This window comes from Prevotella sp. ne3005, assembly GCF_900110085.1.
Classification (GTDB): Bacteria; Bacteroidota; Bacteroidia; order Bacteroidales; family Bacteroidaceae; genus Prevotella.
Genome location: NZ_FOCK01000004.1, coordinates 261,283 through 279,024 on the forward strand (window position 1 = coordinate 261,283; position 17,742 = coordinate 279,024).

Genomic DNA, 17,742 nt, shown 5'->3' on the forward strand with positions numbered 1-17,742 from the left:
AGAAGAGGATTACTCTTTGGCGCGAGCCTCAATCTTCTTGTTAATGTCATCTATCACCTCGTCAGTAAGTTCATACTTCGAGATGATGAACATAGCGAGGAGCAACAGGGCTGCAGGGATGACACATACGAGCCAGAGGATACCCTCCTGAGCCTCTGGAGTCTGCTCAATCACCTCGGGATTGTAAGATACGTAAGCCAGGATAGCGGGAGCCACCACACTGCCCAAAGTCATACCGGCCTTGAAGAAGATACCCGTCAAGGCGTTTACGATACCTGCGATGCGCTTGCCGCTGACATACTCACCGTAAGAGATGACCTCAGGCACCAGTGCCCACATGTAACCTGTGGCAACAATCACACCAGTAGACTTCACGAACTGAGCGATGTAGACAATCGTCATGCTGGGCTCTTCCATCTTAGCCGCTACATACAGGAATCCCATACCGATAATGGCGATGCCGAGGAAGATATAGAACATATTCTTCTTACCCACCATCTTCTTGATCATAGGAACAAGGGGCATGAAGATGAACGAAGGTGCTGAACCAAGGCCCATGAAGATTGACAACTGGTCGGGTGAGCCGTGCATGTTACTATTGATGAAATAGGCACCTGCAGCATTACCAATTGACATCATGGCAAAGGCGGTAATGAAGAAGAAGGCGATGATACGCAGCGGACGGTTGTGGAAGAACTCCATCCACAGGTCGCTGATCTTCACGTTGGCAGCCTCGCTGGCATCCATCACCACGCGCTCTTTACACTGGCTGAAGCAGAAGAACAGCAGGGCCAGACCTACAAGGGCGTAGATGGTCATTGTGGTAAACCAGGCAGCAGGATCCTTCGGCAGTCCCTCAGCCTCCTGATCAGTGAAATAGGCGATCAACAGGGGAAGACCAGAACCTACGGCCAGACCACCACAGTTAGCCATGAACATACGGACAGAGGTCAGGATGGTAATCTCATCGGTATCACGGGTGAGTGAAGAGTTCAGGGCACCGTAAGGTACATTGATAAAGGTATAAAGCAGCGTCATGGCGATGTACGTGATGTAAGCGTAGAGCAGTGACGGAGCAAAGCCGTTCCAGAAGCAGAGGATGGCAAAGCCCGTAAGTGGTATACCTACAAAAACCAAGTATGCACGATACTTTCCTAACTTAGGATTGTTCTTGTCAATCAGGGCACCTACGATGGGGTCCCAAATCACGTTTGCCACATTACCTACTGTAAACATCACGGAAACATCAACGGCATCGAGTCCATAGATGTCGGTGTAGAAAAACAGCAGATACATACATGTAGTCTGGAAAATCAGGTTCTGCGCCAGGTCACCGGAACCAAAGCCGATACGCTGGAGCCAAGAGAGCTTATAAAAGCCTTTGTTTTCGTTTGTTGACATAATTGTATTTTTATTTATTAATGATTAATTCGAAGGATGACATAGGGAGTCCGCTTAACGAGCGCACATTAGCCTTGATAGGATTATCCTTCCAGGCATAACGGACTGCATAAATCTTGCTCATGGGATGGAAATCCTGAGGAAGAGTCAGTGTAATCTGATTGCCTGCAGCTGATGCCACGATATTTTGGAAGACCTTATCTCCATCCCAAGCAGCAACCTCAAACTCGTAAACCTCACCAGGCTGTACAGGCTGGTCCAGGGTCAGAACAATACTATTATCGTTTACTTTGGAGGCGACGACCTCTGGAGAGAGTAACACCTTATTATTATATATAAGACGATCGAAGCATTGGCCAACACGTTCTGCAACCTCTTTCTTACGGAGAGGATGGATGTCGACAGTCTCACCTAAGTCATTTATAACTGCCAACTCTGCATAGGAATCTGCCTTGGCAACAATACGCTGGGCTTCGCGCAGGCTGGCCCATCCACTATTCATCGGCTCTATCTGTGGTGTGATGGGGCGTGGGAAACCTGTCTGCTGACGACCATCGTAATTGGCTAGCTGCACGATGACAAACGGCATCTGTTGATTCTGCCAACGGTCGCGCCAACAACCCATCAATTTCTTCAGATAGTCGGCATAAGGAGCAGGATTACCAGTGTTGGATTCACCCTGATACCATACTACACCGCTGACAGCATAAGGAGCCAAAGGATAAAGCACAGCATTATAAAGGGTGGTGGGCAAATTCTGTAATGAGACATCGCCACTGGGACAAGATGGCATCTCCAGACCAACGTGCACTCTCCACTGTTCGCTGAGGGGAATAACATCTTTTGGCATGGGGTTTTGAGAGCATCGATCATCACCGAAGCAAAGCATATAAGGCTTCTCTGGTATGAAATGTACCTGCCCGAACTTATTGATAAAACGCACGGTAATCACATTGTCGCCTTCCTGAAGCAGGCCATCAGGAATATCGTAACGTCGTGGAGGATACTGATAGTAGGTATGCCCCACCTCCTTACCATTCACATATGTAACATCCTGATCGAAGAGGGTGCCAAGGAGCAGACGGGCAGGCTGTCCTGCATGGGCTTTGTCGATGTTGATATGTTGACGCAGCCAAATGGTGCCTGTACCACGCCACCCCCAGTTATATTGATTGATCTGCTGCCATGAGGCATCGTCATACGAGGAAGAGTTCCAACCCTGAAGCATACCGGGATCATTAGTATCGAGAATGGTTTGCCACTGTTTGGAAGCTTCGCCGTTGGCTCGCATCTGCGCCCTAACATAATCATCGTTCTGATAGATTTGCGTCTTCCTGATGAGTTGGGGATAATCCTTTTCAAGGGAATCCTTTGAGATCCAAGCTTCGATGGGAGTTCCTCCCCAACTATTAACAATGAGTCCCTGTGGCACTTTTGTCTTTTCAAACATACGCTTGCCTAGAAAATAAGCAACAGCGGAGAATGGCCATGCATTCTGCTTATTGACAGATTTCCAGTTAACAGAGGTTGGACGAATGTCATCACGGACACCATGGACATCTGTCTCATTCTGCACACGGAACATGCGGATCTGCGGATTCTCGTAGGTATCAATCTCACTGGCATACTGCGGATAGACGCGCTCAATATGCACATCAATATTCGACTGTCCAGAGAGGAGCCACACATCGCCGATGAGGATATTATCAATAGCTTGGTCATTAACCATCATCTGATAAGGGCCTCCGGCTTTCATCTTGGGCAGGTCAACACGCCAACGCCCGTCAGTACCGGCAGTAACTGTATAAACCTTCTTATTAAAAGTAATCGTTACTGTTTCACCAGCTTCGGCCTTGCCCCAGACAGGTATTACCTTGCCCCGCTGGAGCACCATGCCCGACTGAAATAATTGGGGCAATGTGACCTTTGCCTCAGCGAAAGAGGCACCAAGAAGTGCCATCAAACATAATGCAAATTTCTTCATCTATTGTTGTTTTGATGTTGCAAATTTACTAAATAATCCCGTTAAAATAGTCAAAATGTTGTTTTTTCTTATGGAATGAAACATTTTGAAAAGCATCTGTAACAAATTAGAATATGGGATGAGACAAAAATCACTACCTTTGCAGCAGATTTCAATCACAAACATGAAGCAGTTGTCATCAGAGAAAGTGTCATTAGGCGAAAAGCTCGGCTACTCGTTAGGAGATGCCGCGGCAAATCTGGTATTCCAGATGATGATGATCTTTCAGCTGAAGTTCTATACCGATGTGTTCGGTTTGGACGGTGCAGTGGCAGGTAGTGTGCTGATGATTGCCAGCATCTCGGCCATCATCGTCGACCCTACCGTAGGCATACTGACAGACCGCACGAACACCCGCTGGGGAAAATTCCGCCCTTGGGTGTTGTGGACAGCCATACCTTTCTGCCTGTTTTATGTCTTAGCTTTCTATAATCCTGGAATTGAAGATAAAGGGATGGTCGCCACATATGCCACGATTTCATACGTGTTGCTGATGACCGTCTATTCCTTTAACAATGTCCCCTATACATCATTAGGTGGTGTGATGACCAGTGTCATTCGAGAGCGCACCAGCATCACAACTATCCGATTCGTTGTAGTAACCATTGCCCAGTTTATTGTCCAGGGGTTGACTTTACCATTGGTAAGCCAATTCTCAAAAGGCAGTACACTTCAGCATGGCTGGACATGCACTATCGGGCTTTTTGCCTGTGTGGCCTTTATTTTCTTCATCATTACTTTCCTTGTTACAAGAGAGCGCATCCAACCACCTCCTAGACAGAAGATGAGTATTAAGGAGGATGTGAAGAATACTGTTTCGAGCATATCATGGAATGCAATGGCACTTCTGACCTTTGCCATCTTCATTACATTGGCCATGTGGGGATCGGCTATGAACTTCTATTTCCAATACAATGTTGACCAGAAGTCGCTCTACGATTTCCTCTCACATTTCGTCACTATCAGACAGGAAGACGCCTATTCCATTGGCTTCTCGGCTTTCAATATGATGGGTGCCGTCGTACAGTTTATAGGCGTCATTTGTTTCTCGCAGTATCTGGCAAACAAATACGGAAAGAAGAAGACCTTTATTGTCTGTCTCTCACTGACAGCTTTCTTCACAGCTCTTTTCTATATCCCTACGCCAACAGATGTCAGTTTGGTGTTTGTGCTTAACTTCTTGAAGTCGTTGGCATATGCTCCGACCATTCCGCTGCTTTGGGCGATGATAGGTGATGTAGCAGACCATATTGAATATGAGAACCATCGCCGTGCCACAGGTTTCTGTTTCTCTGGCATTGTACTGGCCCTGAAAATTGGACTCGGATTCGGTGGAGCCATTGCAGGCATCATCATCTCGATGTTCGGTTATGTGTCTGGTAACGTATCTGTACAGAATGAGAGTGCGATGGAGGGTATCCGTCTTGTATCGAGTATTGTTCCTGCCCTACTCTTCTGCGTAGGTGTAATGGCACTCTACTTCTACCCGATTACAAAAGAATATAATGAGAATATGCAGGCAGAGCTGGCTGCACGCCGCAGGATGGCTCAAGCTGAAAAATAAAATAAACAACAGTCATTAACTCGTAAAAACAAAACAGTATGAAACCACGCTATCTTTATCCTCAAGATTATTATGCAGACCCTTCTGCCAATGTGTTTAACGGCAAACTATACGTATATCCCTCGCACGACTGGGAGGCTGGTGCCGCTTTCGACGATGATGGTGGACATTTCCAGATGAAAGACTATCACGTTATCTCTATGGAAGATGTTGAGAACGGCGAGATTACCGATCACGGCATGATCCTGCATGTAGACCAGGTAAAGTGGGCAGAAAAACAGATGTGGGATAACGATGTCGTTGAGAAAGACGGCAAATATTATCTGATTTTCTCTGCCAAAGACTATAATGGTGTGTTCCACCTTGGTGTAGCTATTGCTGATAAACCCGAGGGACCATTTGTTCCTCAAGAGCACCCTATCCGCGGTTCGTTCTCTATCGACCCAAGTGTATTCAAGGACGAAGATGGCCAGATTTATTGCTATTTCGGTGGTCTCTGGGGTGGTCAGCTTCAGTGGTATCAGGCTCCTGAGAAGCTCCTAAAAGAGGGAGGTGTCGATCTCGGTCCTGCTGCCGATAAGAAGACTCAGCTCTTTGCTCCTGCTGATGTTCCTGCCCTTTCCAGTTTCGTTGTAAAGATGAGCGATGATGTACTTCAGTTTGCCGAGGCTCCTCGTAGCGTTGTAGTGCTCGATAAGGACGGTCAACCCCTAAAGGCTGGTGATCCTCACCGCTTCTTCGAAGCATCATGGATGCACAAATATAATGGTAAATATTATTTCAGCTATTCTACTGGTGACAGCCACATGTTGTGCTATGCCATTAGTGATAATCCTTATGGACCATTTACCTATCAGGGAGTTATTCTCGATCCCGTTGTGGGTTGGACAACCCATCACAGCATTGTACAGTACAAAGGTGAGTGGTTCCTGTTCTACCACGATTGTGTACCTTCAAATGATATTACTCATCTGCGTTCATTGAAGGTTCAACGTCTGTTCTATAACGAGGACGGCACCATCCAAAAGGTGATAAACGAGTAAACGTTTATCTATCTTTTTCTTGCAATGACATAAATAATGACGGGCGCCCCGATGAGGGGCGTCACGGCATTTAATGGGATGACCCCACTCTCGCCTGGCAGAAAGCAGATAAGGTTGCAGAGAAGTGCCACAACAGCACCACAGAGGAGAGTGGCTGGTAACAACTGACGATGATTATCAGTTGTCAATAGCAATCGTGCGATATGCGGAACAGCCAGACCGATGAAAGCCACAGGGCCACAAAAAGCTGTCACTATGGCTGTCAGGATTCCTGTCACAACCAATAGCCAGTTTCTGACCCTCAGAATATTGACACCAAGATTCTCGGCATACCTGTCACCCAACATGAGAGCATTTAATGGCTTGATAAGTAACAATGCCCCAAGAAGTCCGGCCAAAGTGACGATTGCAAAGACTGGCATATTGGTCATCGACACCCCTCCAAAGCTACCCAGCCCCCACACCATATACGACTTAACTCCTTCGTCTGTAGCAAAGAAATTGAGTAGGGAGATGGCCGAGTTGGAGATATAGCCAATCATAATGCCAATGATAAGCAGCATCACACTATTGCGAACCAAAGTGGAAAAAAAGAAAATGATAGCCATCACGGTCATGGCACCTACGAAAGCAGCTGCCAAAATAGCGGCAAAGCCACTGAGTTGAAGGGAACCAACAGAGAGTCCGCCCCCCAAGAAGAGCATGACAAGAGCAACACCCAAGCCTGCACCACTATTAATACCAAAGACACTTGGTCCTGCCAAAGGATTCCGAAAAGCAGTCTGTAACAACAAACCACTGACGGCAAGGGCTGAGCCGCTGAGCAAAGCTGTCAGAGCCTGAGGAAGGCGTGACTGCAAAACGATGAACTGCCAAGAGGCCCTCTGCGTTTCGTCGCCTAAGAGGATGTGTACAACATCACAAGTTGGAATCGGCACAGATCCCATCAATAGGTTCAAGATGAAAAGCACTACAATCAGCAATGCCAATCCCCAACAATATATGATGCCCTTGTTCATTACTATTTCCTTTTCTGAGTGCAAAAATACAACTTTTTTCATGATATTTGTTATAAACAACAAAAATTGTTGTATCTTTGCACCGAAACCAACAATAACAAAATTAAAATGAGAAAGTTTTACTACTATCTTCTTACAGGAATCCTCTTGTTGACAGCCAGTCCAGGGGAAGCCACTAAGTTCCTTGGACTTAAAGTGATTGACAAAAATTACCTCATGGTTCATTTCCGTGACGGTGAAGTGCATTACCGTGATGACGGAACAGGGCCCAGCGCTTATTTAGGCCACTCCTTTGCTGAGGGTGATGATACCCTTGTGGTATTCGGCGAGCGGCTGAAGACAACTGAAGCACAAAAGGCAGACCTTTGGCAGATCAGTTCTGAAGACGATAAGACTTTCGCAACAGCACAGCCCATAAAAGTCTGGCGCAAGTCTAAACCTATGAATACTGACCATACATTAACAAGCGAATGCGACCATTGGCTTTTCCTCCAATTATCACAGCCCATGAAACAAGGCTGTAACTATACCGTCAGTATCCCCAATGGCATAGGATCAGACCAGCTATCATCCACTATCTGCTTTGATATCTGGAACCAGCAGTCAGAGGCTATACATGTGAACATCATTGGCTATTCTCCGACAGAACAGACCCATGCTGCTGATCTCTACCAATGGTTGGGTGATGGTGGCCAACGCGACTATAAGGCATGGGAGGGCCGTAAGGTGTATCTTTACAATGTAAAGACTAAGAAGAAGCAGAATGTTGGTACCGTGAAGTTCTGGAAGAAGGCTGCCGACTCCAAGAAAGAGGCTGGCGAGAAGAATCTCGTCGGCACTGATGTATGGAATGTCGACTTCAAGTCGGCTACCCCAGGACGCTATCGTCTTGTAGTGGAAGATGTGGGCTGTAGCATGGACTTCGACATCGCCTCCAACATTTATTACCAGCCTTTCCGCTACTCTGTCCGTGGTTATTACTATATGCGTCTTAGCGAACCCAAGGATCCTGAACATGTGTGGCCCATACCCCGTCAGCCTCAGTTCATTCCAGAGACAGATCCCAAGGGATTCACGGTTTATAAGACCGACTTCCACCCCTTCTGTCAGGAATGGCGTGACCTGCATACCGATGTGTGGGATGAACCCCATTTCAAGTCCCTTATGGCATCTCGCTTCTGGCAGCATCGCCTGCCTGGCAATCCTGTGAATACAGAGGTGAAAGGCGGACATTCCGATGCCTTCGACTGGGACCGTCATCTGGCCCATGTCAGCAATATCTACGACATGCTACTGCCCTATATCCTCTCTGGCGGACGCCTCTCCGATGACAACCTGGGCATCCGTGAGAGTGGCAACGGCATACCCGACATTATCGACGAAGCTCGTAATGAGGTCGACTTCTTCCTTAGCATCCGTGATGGTGAAGCCTATTCTCAGGGTGTCACCAACCCTTGTGCCGATTGGAGCGTGATGTTCCAGGCAGGCTGTACCACGATGGCAGCCTGGGCCAATGCCGCCAACTGTGCCATCACTGGTGAGGCCTTCCGTCTACAGGGTAACGACTCACTGCGACAGTATTATACCAACGAGGCCATTAAGGCCTTCCGCTATGCAGAGAAACAGGAGTGGACTCAGCTTGACGACCTGCAGGATATCGGAAGCATGCAGATGCGTGGCCGTGATTTCCGTCAGCTCGCCGCTGCTTTCCTCTATAACCTGACTGGTGACGAACAGTGGGAGAAGATTTTCGCTGAGGAGAGCATGGTCAAGAGCCCTCAGTCACTCATCTTCAGCAAGGGGCGCCACGGATTCTTCGGTGTCGGTGTGATGCATGAGGAGAACAAGAACCTTGTACCTTATAATCAGACATGGGCAGCAGCAGCTTATCTGACCTGTCCCCACCAGCGCCACTTTGCTGACCTCTATAAGAACCTGAAGACCAGCATCAATGCCCAAGCCCTGGAGTACAACATCTCTCATATGACCGAACGCCCATCACGCCGTAGTGCCAACGACAGCCGCTGGCAGGTGTCACAGAACCTTCAGCTCGTCATGCTGGCCCATTACATAGCCGGCAAGGATGATAAAAAGGCTTTGGAACACGCAATGTACACAGAAGCCAGCTGGTCCTTGGGACGTAACCCTGGTAACATTGTAGAGATGACTGGATTGGGCGAACACCATATCACCGATTGCTATACCACTGGCCGTAATGACGGTGCGCCTGAGTCGCATCCAGGACAGACGCCTTTCAACGGCACGGAGACTTGGTCGCCTGGCCATAATGGAGGTGATGCCCGCGTTATCCTGAAATACTGCTATCCCGAATGGAACATAGAAAAGGGGCAGCAGCTTACAAGCTGGCCCCTTCAGGAATCTTATTTCAATCAACGCTATTTCTGGGTGAATGGTGAGTTTACGCCCCGTGAGACCATGCGTGGTAAGATGGCCTTATTAGGATATCTCTATGCTATCAATAAGTAGCCGTGATGACGATACCGCCATTGCACGGTATCGTCATCATAATTTGCTGTTTCTTATTCTGCTTGAGGCTCTTCACACTTCCATTGAGTTGAGCGTCATCACTATAGATGGTCAATTCGGTTCCCTTCTCGAACATCGGGAGGGTTACCATCTTTTTCAGTGGCTGTTCATCAGCATTGATGCCCACAACATACCATTTCAAACCACAGCGACGAGCCATGATGACATACTTACCAGGATAACCATCAATCAGCTTCACTTCGTCCCATGTCGTTGGTACTCGCTTCATGAAGTCAATGGCCCAGGCAGGTGCATCGGTGAGGTTATTAGGGGCTAGGGCAAAGTGTTGAACGGCACTTTGGAAGAGCACAGCCGTAGCCAGAGCATAGACATCTGAAGTCTTGCGCACAGTACCGTGCTGGTTGTCAGCACTATAGCGTTTATTAAGGGCGGAACCACCAAAGTCCATAGAACCAACGGTATTACGCACAAAGGCATGAATGGTGGCGTTACGGGCTTCCGCATCACAGGCACCTTGTCCAAAGTGCAGGTTCTCCGAAGCAAGCACAGCCTCAGAGGCAGCGTAGTTGGGGTACATACGCTCCCAACCACGAGGCAACGTACATCCGTGGAAGATGACGAGCAGTCCGAAGTCATTGGCATCAGCAAGGATATCCTCGTAAAGCTGCATCATCGGCTGTTTGTCACCTCCGAAGAAGTCAACCTTGATACCACGAATACCATTCTCCTGCATCCATCTCATTTCCTCACGACGGATACGACTGTTGTTCATCTTACCGATAGGTGTCTGGAACGCATCGTTCCAACTACCATTGGAGTTATACCAAAGGAAGATGCCTACCCCCTTTTCTTTACCATAGCGGGCAAGCTCTGCCATCTTCTCATAGCCAATCTGCTGATCCCAAAAGGCATCTATAAGCACACTCTGATAACCCATGGCTGCAGAGAAGTCGATATAACGTTTCTGCTCGTCGAAGTTACAGCTGGGATCCATTCCGATGATCCAGCTCCAGGAGCCCTTACCATAGATATAATCCTGTGAGGCCTCATACTTCGGCTGTACAAGGTCAAAGGGTACGGTAGTCTCCATGATGTTCGCCAGAGGACCAACGGTAATGGTACGCCAAGGAGTCTCACCTGGCAGTGACATGGCTGGGGTCACAGAACCCACACCATTCAACTCGCCCTGCTGTGGAAAGCCTATGCGATAAGTGCCACCCGTTTCGTTCAGCAGACGACAGCCTACATAGTCCCCATCAGTACCCGTCTCACTGATAAGCACCCAACCTGCAGGAGCCTTGAAGAGACAAGGAAAGGTATAACCCTCACCCCAGCCATTCTTTCCCATGGCGTCATCAGTAGTATATGGGGTCTCATAACTTGGAGAGGTTCGTGCGAAACCACCCATCGGCTTTGACTGTGGACAAAGGAAGGTTGTCGTACCATCAGGCAATACAAAGCCACTTGTCTCACGCTCTACGACACAGACACGAGCCTCCTTTTTCGGATAGACCTTATAACGGAATGCCACATCACGATTGCTCACACGGAAGATGATATCCATCACGTTTTGCCCGTCTTGCTCATAAGAGGCCACAGCTTCTGTTGCCTCGTAGTCAACGTGGCTCTGCTTAATGTTACGCAGGGCATAGCTCTCTTTCACCGTTTTGGTCACTACGGATTTCTGCGCGAGACCCTGACTATAGTCGCCAATATTGGTCACAAGTCCAAGGGCAGAAGGGGCAATAACGGTCTGCCCGTCATAGGCCACCTGATAGGCAGGCTGTCCATTGTCCAGACACAGCGTCAGGATGACTCTTCCATCAGGACTGGCAATCTTCTCATCAGCCTGTACTGTAGTCAGGTACAACAATGACAGGCATAACAAACATATTTTTTTCATATACTTTTGGTTTTAGAATTACATAACTGGTGGCAAAGATACAAAAAAATTTGCAAATATGAAAGAATATGATTATCTTTGCACGGATTTTATGATATAACTAACAATGACCAAACAAAACTTGATATGAAAAGAAATCTTTTATTGGTAGTCTTCGGACTGATTATTGCAAACGCTTTTGCACAAAAACCTGCCATCCCCCGCGATGCGGCCCTGGAGGCAAAGATTGAGAAAACCCTCGCCAAGATGACGCTCGACGAGAAGATCGGACAGATGCTCGAGCTGAATCTCGATGTGATGGGTAACATGAAAGTAAAGAACGCGAAAGTTGATCGTGAGAAGGTGCGCTCCGTACTCCAGCAGTATGGCAGATCAGATTCTGAGATTGACGCGATGGTGAAGATGACTGATCAGGAGATTATCGATAAACTCGGCAACTTCCCTATCGACATCTATAAGGGTGAGACACAACGCGAATGGCAACTCAACGAGGCAATGCTCGACACACTGATTTCGAAATGGAAGGTAGGCTCTATCCTGAATGCTCCTGGCACTCGTGCCCCAAGTGTAGAGCAATGGCAGAAATGGATCCGCCTGATTCAGGAGAAGTCGATGAAGTATTTAGGCATTCCTGATATCTACGGACTCGATCATAATCATGGCGTGACTTATACACAAGGTGGAACACTCTTCCCCCAGCCCATCAACCTGGGTGCTACATTCAATACCGATCTGGCTTTCAGAGGCGCAGAGATTACAGCCTACGAGAGCCGTGCCGCTAACTGTCCTTGGGTATATAATCCTGTGGTAGACCTGAGTCGCGATCCCCGTTGGCCTCGTGTCTATGAGAGCTTTGGCGAGGATGCCATCGTAAACGCCAAGATGGTAGCTGCTGAGATTAAGGGCTATCAGGGTGAGGACAATAACCACATCGATCGTTTCCACGTAGGTACCAGCACGAAGCATTATTTTGCCTATGGCGCACCTTGGACTGGTAAGGATCGTACCCCTGCCTACCTCAATCCGGCCATCATCCGCGAGAAGTATTTCGAGCCCTTCAAGGCAGCTGCCCTTGCTGGCACGCTGACCATGATGGTCAACTCAGCATCTGTCAATGGTGTACCCTTGCATGCAAGCTATGAGTATCTTACCAAGTGGCTCAAGGAGGATCTGCAATGGGATGGATTCTTAGTAACCGACTGGGCTGACATCAACAACCTCTTCTCTCGCGAGAAGGTGGCCAAGGACAAGAAAGACGCTATCCGCATTGCCATCAATGCTGGTATCGATATGTCGATGGATCCCTATAGCGTGGAGTTCTGCATCCTGCTGAAGGAACTGGTCAACGAAGGTAAGGTGAAGATGGAACGTATCGATGATGCCGTTCGTCGTATCCTCCGTGCAAAGTATCGCCTGGGCCTCTTCGACGAGCCTAACACTGGGGGCAAGGGCTTCGAGAAGTTTGGCTGCGATGAGTTTGCCAAGGCTTCACTCCTGGCTGCTGAAGAGTCAATGGTTCTTCTGAAGAACGAGGGAAATATCCTGCCCCTCGCCAAGGGCAAAAAGATCCTGTTGACAGGTCCTAACGCCAACCAGATGCGTTGTCTGCATGGTGGTTGGAGCTACACCTGGCAGGGTTCGAAGGCCGAAGACCTCTCAGAGAAGTACAACACCATCTACGAGGCGCTCTGCAATAAATATGGTAAGGAGAATATCATCCTAGAGCAGGGTGTGACCTACAATGAGAACGGTGCCTATTACGACGAGAATGCCCCAGAAACCGACAAGGCTGTGGCTGCTGCCGCCAAAGCAGATATGATTATCGCTGTCATTGGTGAGAATTCTTACACAGAGACTCCTGGTAACCTCACAGACCTCTGGCTTTCTGAGAACCAGCGCAATCTGGTGAAGGAACTCGCCAAGACGGGCAAACCCATCATCCTCGTGCTGAATGAAGGTCGTCCACGTCTGATTGCTGACATCGAGCCGCTGGCTAAGGCGGTGGTAGATATCCTCATCCCAGGCAACTATGGCGGCGATGCTCTGGCTAACCTGCTGGCTGGCGATACTAACTTCTCTGGCAAGATGCCCTACACCTATCCGCGTGAGATCAACTCGCTGAATACTTATGATTATAAGGTGTCTGAGGAGGTTGGCACTATGGCTGGCGCCTATAACTACGATGCCAAGGTGAGTCTGCAATGGCCCTTCGGCTATGGCCTCAGCTACACCACCTTCGAATACTCGAACCTGAAGGTTGACAAGGCGCAGTTTACCGCTGACGACATTCTTACCATCAGCGTGGATGTGAAGAATACAGGCAGCAAAGCCGGTAAGGAGGCTGTATTACTTTATTCGAGTGATCTCATTGCCAGCATCGTACCAGACAACAAGCGTCTGCGCGACTTTACGAAGATCTCTTTGGAGCCAGGAGAGACCAAGACTGTTACCTTCCAGCTCCCAGCCAAGAAACTCGCCTTCGTTGGTGCTTGTGGCAAGTGGACCCTCGAAGAGGGTGACTTCATCCTGAAGGTAGGCAATCAGACTGTTCCCACCGCCTGCACCCAAACCAAGATCTGGGACGAGCCGAATATCTGAATCCTAAGAGATATATAACCAGAATTGCCACCTTTAGCTTGGGTGGCATTTTTGGTTTACCCGGAGTAAAGTCCAGGTTTACTCGGAGTAAAGTCCAGGTTTACTCGGAGTAAAGTCCAGGTTTACTCGGAGTAAAGTCTGTCTAAGTATAAGCATACACAGCATCCAATACGTTAATAAATCAAAAATCTTTCGGAATCCGTGCAAAGTTTCTGAGGTTCGTGGGTTCTATCTATAGAAATGTTTAATGGGTTTTGCGATGAAACAGATAATAGAAAATATTCTGATGACGCTGGTAATCATCATGATAGCAGCGCTGATGGGTACGATGATGACAAGTTGTACGAGTGATGACGATGCTGTGGAATCTCTCTCGGGCTCTGACGATGAGCTCTATGCTATCATCGTTGACCCCAATGAGCAATTGATAGATATCACGCATCAGGATTATGTGCTGACACTCAACGACATCGTGGCCTATAACCCTGAAAATGGCGAGATGAAAATAAAGGGAGGCGAGCGAATCAGCGAAAAGGCATTCCCTGTACCAAAACAATGGAGTATCCAGTTCTATTCCAAAGATAAGTTGCTCTTTAGCGCCAATCTGAACTCAATCATTTCCAACATAATAGGCGGACCAGGATTGACATTCGAACACTGGTGGGGGCCTGATAAGGATGGCTACAGCCGTTTTAAACTTGACATCATCCGTATCGTAGATGAAAAGGGCCGTGTGCTGGAGGGCGATCTAAGCAATAGCGAGAAGGCTGGCTTGGCACAATTTGAACAGATATTGAAAACCTACGGGAAAATCAACAAGGATATTACTTGGAATTCGGAAAACTTACTTTAAGAAACAAGAATGCCACCCAGAAGATTGGGTGGCATTCTTGTTATTCTTTTAGTCATCTGCGAAGGCGGCAGCCTCAGCTTCGGCTATGATTTCCTCACGCGATTTCTCTTTGTGAGTGACGTCGGAGAGGTCGTAGTCTACCAAATCGCTCCGTTTGGCCAGGAATTCATCGTTTAAGGCGTCTTCCCCGTTGGAAGACACAGATGTCTGCTTGGACTTGCGATTCCGCTTAGGAGCAGGGTTTGCGGGCTCCTCAGCGGGCGATTCCTTTGGCTCCTGCTCGATGATGAAGTTCTGTTCCTGTTCTGTGTCAGGAACGGCCATGGCGGGCTCTTCCTCCATCTTCGTACGATCAGTCTTGGCCTGGAAGATAGCATCCACAAACTGAGGCTCGCGTTTCAAGCGCTGAAGCGTATCCTTGGAAGCCAACTGCTGGGCTTCCTTCTTGGAGTAGCCCGTGCCTCGCTCGCCCTCGATGCCCTCAAGCATCACCTGAAAACTGAAGATAGGACTTCCATTCTCATCCTTCTTCTGCTTCAGCATACGGAAATCCATTCGTACACGATTCTTCTGACTCCACTCGAGGAGCTTCGACTTAAAATTGACTTCCTTGAAGGCCACCTTGTCGATGTCGACATAACGGCCCAAAACGCGCTTCTCAAAGAACTCGAGACAAGCCTCGTAGCCACGATCGAGATAGATGGCACCTACAAGGGCTTCGAAGGCATTGCCCTCGACATAGCTGTTGTGAGAGGTGCTGTGACCTGCAGAAAGTAAGAGATTGCCCAGACCCATCTCGTTGGCTATCTTGCCCAACGTATCGCGTGATACGAGCTTAGAACGCGTATTGGTAAGGAATCCTTCGCGCTTACCCTCATAGTGGCGGTATACAATGTATCCTACCGCAGCATCGAGTATGGCATCACCCAAGAACTCCAGTCGCTCATTGTTGAGCGGCTTGCCCTTGTCATTGCGCTTGCGGATGCTCTTATGCATCAGCGCCATCTTGTAATACTCGATGTTGTGGGGATAGAACCCCAGTATGGTGTAAAGAGCAGAAAAAAGCTCCTTCTCCTTGCGGAAAGGGAGCTTGATTCTATCAATAATGTCGTTAAGCTTCATACTTCTTGAATACCACACAAGCATTATGACCACCAAAGCCGAAGGTATTGCTGAGACCAGCACGAACCACGCGCTTCTGAGCCTTGTTGAAGGTGAAATTCAGATTGTAGTCGATCTCAGGATCGTCATCGCCTTCCTCGTGGTTGATAGTGGGAGGAATGATGTCGTTCTGGACAGCCAGAACAGTAACCATAGCCTCAACGGCTCCAGCGGCACCCAGCAGATGGCCCGTCATCGACTTCGTAGAAGAGATGTTCAGCTTGAAGGCTGCATCACCAAATACCTCCTTGATGGCCTTAGCCTCAGAGATATCACCCACATGGGTAGAAGTTCCGTGAACATTAATATAATCGATGTCCTCGGGCTTCAACTGTGCATCCTCCAGGGCATTCTTCATCACAAGCTTAGCTCCAAGTCCCTCAGGGTGAGAAGCGGTGATATGGTGAGCATCAGCGCTCATGCCAGCACCTACCATCTCAGCATAAATCTTGGCACCACGGGCCTTAGCATGCTCCAGTTCCTCAAGAATCAGACAGCCAGAACCCTCAGCCATGATAAATCCATCGCGGCTTGCACTGAATGGACGGCTAGCCTTCTCAGGCTCATCGTTACGGGTAGAGAGGGCATGCATAGCATTGAAGCCACCAACACCTGTAGCGCAGATAGCAGCCTCAGCACCACCAGCAACGATAGCATTAGCCTTACCCAGACGAATCAGGTTAAAGGCATCAGCCAAAGCGTTAGAAGAAGAGGCACAAGCAGAAGCTGTGATGTAGTTGGGACCATGGAAGCCATACATAATGGAAATCTGACCAGCAGCGATGTCAGCAATCATCTTCGGAATGAAGAAAGGATTGAACTTAGGACCATCGGCTTCATGGACACCATAATACTTTACTTCGTCCTCGAAGGTCTTAATTCCACCGATACCAACGCCATAGACCACACCGATGCGGTCTTTGTCTTCAGTCTCCAAATCCATCTTACTGTCCTCAACAGCCTGCTTGGCAGCAATCAGGGCCAGCTGTGTGTAGCGGTCCATCTTACGTGCCTCTTTACGGTCCAAAAAGTCGTTTACGTTGAGGTTCTTAACCTCACAGGCAAACTTTGTCTTGAATAAAGTTGTATCGAAATGTGTAATAGGTGCGGCACCGCTAACTCCGTTGAGCAGGTTTTTCCACATCTCTTCAGGAGTGTTGCCAACGGGAGTAACGGCTCCCAGACCTGTTACAACTACTCTTTTTAATTCCATAAGCAAATATTAAAACATAAGGGTTGCTTCTGTCTTGAAGCAACCCCTTATGTTATTCTTCATATTTATTTTGCGTTCTCCTCGATGTAAGCGATAGCGTCACCAACGGTACCGATCTTCTCAGCCTTGTCATCAGGAATAGAGATACCGAACTCCTTCTCGAATTCCATGATCAACTCAACGGTATCCAGTGAATCTGCGCCCAGATCATTTGTGAAGCTGGCCTCAGCCTTTACTTCTGCTTCATCAACACCGAGTTTGTCTACGATAATTGCCTTTACTTTGCTTTCAATTTCTGACATAATTGTAATACTTTAAAATGTTAATAATGATTTTGCTATCTTGAAAAATACGGCCTTTTGCCGAAATCGGGTGCAAAGTAACACATTTTCTTTCACTTACGCAAATTTTTTTAAGAAAAACTGACTTTCTTTTGCACAAAAGGGGGTTATGTGT

At 48.1% G+C, this 17,742-nt stretch carries 12 protein-coding genes; 5 read left to right on the plus strand and 7 right to left on the minus strand.

Annotated elements, in window-relative coordinates; translation table 11 throughout:
* Positions 1–9: 9 nt before the first annotated feature.
* Positions 10–1,401, minus strand: coding sequence for an MFS transporter (locus BMY16_RS07525; protein WP_091841337.1), 1,392 nt, complete (start codon positions 1,399–1,401; stop codon positions 10–12).
* Between the two features lie 10 nt (positions 1,402–1,411).
* Positions 1,412–3,385 carry a sialate O-acetylesterase gene (locus BMY16_RS07530; RefSeq protein ID WP_091841338.1) on the minus strand — a complete coding sequence of 658 codons (1,974 nt, stop codon included), beginning with the start codon at positions 3,383–3,385 and terminating at the stop codon, positions 1,412–1,414.
* A 163-nt stretch (positions 3,386–3,548) separates the two neighbouring features.
* Between BMY16_RS07530 and BMY16_RS07535 the strand changes: the two genes are divergently transcribed.
* Together BMY16_RS07535 and BMY16_RS07540 are read left to right on the plus strand one after the other, a co-directional pair.
* Complete coding sequence (locus BMY16_RS07535) at positions 3,549–4,988, plus strand: MFS transporter (RefSeq protein WP_091841340.1); 1,440 nt, start codon at positions 3,549–3,551, stop codon at positions 4,986–4,988.
* 38 nt (positions 4,989–5,026) lie between these two features.
* On the plus strand, positions 5,027–6,031 hold the full coding sequence (locus BMY16_RS07540) for a glycoside hydrolase family 43 protein (protein WP_091841341.1): 1,005 nt from the start codon (positions 5,027–5,029) through the stop codon (positions 6,029–6,031).
* 8 nt (positions 6,032–6,039) lie between these two features.
* Here the strand turns inward: BMY16_RS07540 and BMY16_RS07545 are convergent, their stop codons facing one another.
* Positions 6,040–7,050, minus strand: coding sequence for an iron ABC transporter permease (locus BMY16_RS07545; protein WP_091841343.1), 1,011 nt, complete (start codon positions 7,048–7,050; stop codon positions 6,040–6,042).
* 108 nt (positions 7,051–7,158) lie between these two features.
* On the opposite strand from BMY16_RS07545, the gene BMY16_RS07550 reads away from it, so the two are divergent.
* Positions 7,159–9,537 (plus strand): glycoside hydrolase family 9 protein, encoded by a 2,379-nt coding sequence (locus tag BMY16_RS07550; RefSeq protein WP_091841345.1) that lies wholly within the window; start codon positions 7,159–7,161, stop codon positions 9,535–9,537.
* On the opposite strand, the gene BMY16_RS07555 is transcribed toward BMY16_RS07550, so the two are convergent.
* The gene (locus BMY16_RS07555; protein ID WP_091841346.1) at positions 9,527–11,461 is read right to left on the minus strand and encodes a glycoside hydrolase family 97 protein; all 1,935 of its coding nucleotides are present in this window, start codon (positions 11,459–11,461) and stop codon (positions 9,527–9,529) included. The two genes, BMY16_RS07550 and BMY16_RS07555, sit on opposite strands and share 11 nt — an antisense overlap.
* A 126-nt stretch (positions 11,462–11,587) precedes the next feature.
* Between BMY16_RS07555 and BMY16_RS07560 the strand changes: the two genes are divergently transcribed.
* Positions 11,588–14,059 carry a glycoside hydrolase family 3 N-terminal domain-containing protein gene (locus BMY16_RS07560; protein WP_091841508.1) on the plus strand — a complete coding sequence of 824 codons (2,472 nt, stop codon included), beginning with the start codon at positions 11,588–11,590 and terminating at the stop codon, positions 14,057–14,059.
* A 259-nt stretch (positions 14,060–14,318) separates the two neighbouring features.
* Positions 14,319–14,912 (plus strand): hypothetical protein, encoded by a 594-nt coding sequence (locus BMY16_RS07565; protein ID WP_139207164.1) that lies wholly within the window; start codon positions 14,319–14,321, stop codon positions 14,910–14,912.
* A 48-nt stretch (positions 14,913–14,960) separates the two neighbouring features.
* Here BMY16_RS07565 and rnc read toward each other — a convergent pair whose 3' ends face one another.
* The 3 genes from rnc to BMY16_RS07580 all read right to left on the minus strand — a co-directional run bounded on the left by rnc (position 14,961) and on the right by BMY16_RS07580 (position 17,588).
* Entirely contained in the window at positions 14,961–16,034 is a 1,074-nt protein-coding gene (rnc, locus tag BMY16_RS07570; protein WP_091841349.1) for a ribonuclease III, read from the minus strand.
* Entirely contained in the window at positions 16,024–17,286 is a 1,263-nt protein-coding gene (gene fabF, locus BMY16_RS07575) for a beta-ketoacyl-ACP synthase II (protein ID WP_091841351.1), read from the minus strand. Before fabF ends, rnc begins: the two co-directional genes overlap by 11 nt.
* Positions 17,287–17,351: 65 nt before the next feature.
* Complete coding sequence (locus BMY16_RS07580) at positions 17,352–17,588, minus strand: acyl carrier protein (RefSeq protein ID WP_013065488.1); 237 nt, start codon at positions 17,586–17,588, stop codon at positions 17,352–17,354.
* Positions 17,589–17,742 lie beyond the last annotated feature (154 nt).

Bases quoted from the DNA above. Each gene is read 5' to 3' on its own strand.
- BMY16_RS07525 (WP_091841337.1), bottom strand. From the start codon at position 1,401: ATGTCAACAAACGAAAACAAAGGCTTTTATAAGCTCTCTTGGCTCCAG.
- BMY16_RS07530 (WP_091841338.1), bottom strand. From the start codon at position 3,385: ATGAAGAAATTTGCATTATGTTTGATGGCACTTCTTGGTGCCTCTTTC.
- BMY16_RS07535 (WP_091841340.1), top strand. From the start codon at position 3,549: ATGAAGCAGTTGTCATCAGAGAAAGTGTCATTAGGCGAAAAGCTCGGC.
- BMY16_RS07540 (WP_091841341.1), top strand. From the start codon at position 5,027: ATGAAACCACGCTATCTTTATCCTCAAGATTATTATGCAGACCCTTCT.
- BMY16_RS07545 (WP_091841343.1), bottom strand. From the start codon at position 7,050: ATGAACAAGGGCATCATATATTGTTGGGGATTGGCATTGCTGATTGTA.
- BMY16_RS07550 (WP_091841345.1), top strand. From the start codon at position 7,159: ATGAGAAAGTTTTACTACTATCTTCTTACAGGAATCCTCTTGTTGACA.
- BMY16_RS07555 (WP_091841346.1), bottom strand. From the start codon at position 11,461: ATGAAAAAAATATGTTTGTTATGCCTGTCATTGTTGTACCTGACTACA.
- BMY16_RS07560 (WP_091841508.1), top strand. From the start codon at position 11,588: ATGAAAAGAAATCTTTTATTGGTAGTCTTCGGACTGATTATTGCAAAC.
- BMY16_RS07565 (WP_139207164.1), top strand. From the start codon at position 14,319: ATGAAACAGATAATAGAAAATATTCTGATGACGCTGGTAATCATCATG.
- rnc (WP_091841349.1), bottom strand. From the start codon at position 16,034: ATGAAGCTTAACGACATTATTGATAGAATCAAGCTCCCTTTCCGCAAG.
- fabF (WP_091841351.1), bottom strand. From the start codon at position 17,286: ATGGAATTAAAAAGAGTAGTTGTAACAGGTCTGGGAGCCGTTACTCCC.
- BMY16_RS07580 (WP_013065488.1), bottom strand. From the start codon at position 17,588: ATGTCAGAAATTGAAAGCAAAGTAAAGGCAATTATCGTAGACAAACTC.